Source organism: Peptacetobacter sp. AB800 (assembly GCF_047807365.1).
GTDB lineage: Bacteria > Bacillota > Clostridia > Peptostreptococcales > Peptostreptococcaceae > Peptacetobacter.
Genome location: NZ_JBLOUI010000120.1, coordinates 1 through 249 on the forward strand (window position 1 = coordinate 1; position 249 = coordinate 249).

Sequence of the window (249 nt, forward strand, 5' to 3'; positions counted from 1 at the left end):
TAACTTGACCAGTTACATTTGACATTTTTTAGTAAGGTTGTCGTCCTTATTTATCACATTAAGGAAATAAATGATGTCATATCATAATATATATGTAGTTTTCAAAGTACAGTTTTGAAGGAATGAACCTTCAAAACCGAACAGCAGATAATTCTCCCTAGAAAGGAGGTGATCCAGCCGCACCTTCCGATACGGCTACCTTGTTACGACTTCACCCCAGTTATTGATTCCACCTTCGACGACTTCTCC

Annotated in this window: 1 rRNA gene; it reads right to left on the bottom strand. The window is 38.2% G+C overall.

Annotation, left to right across the window (positions count from 1 at the left end):
- Nucleotides 1-161: 161 nt before the first annotated feature.
- Nucleotides 162-249: ribosomal RNA gene (locus tag ACK2WN_RS12415) — 16S ribosomal RNA — on the bottom strand; the annotation flags it as partial.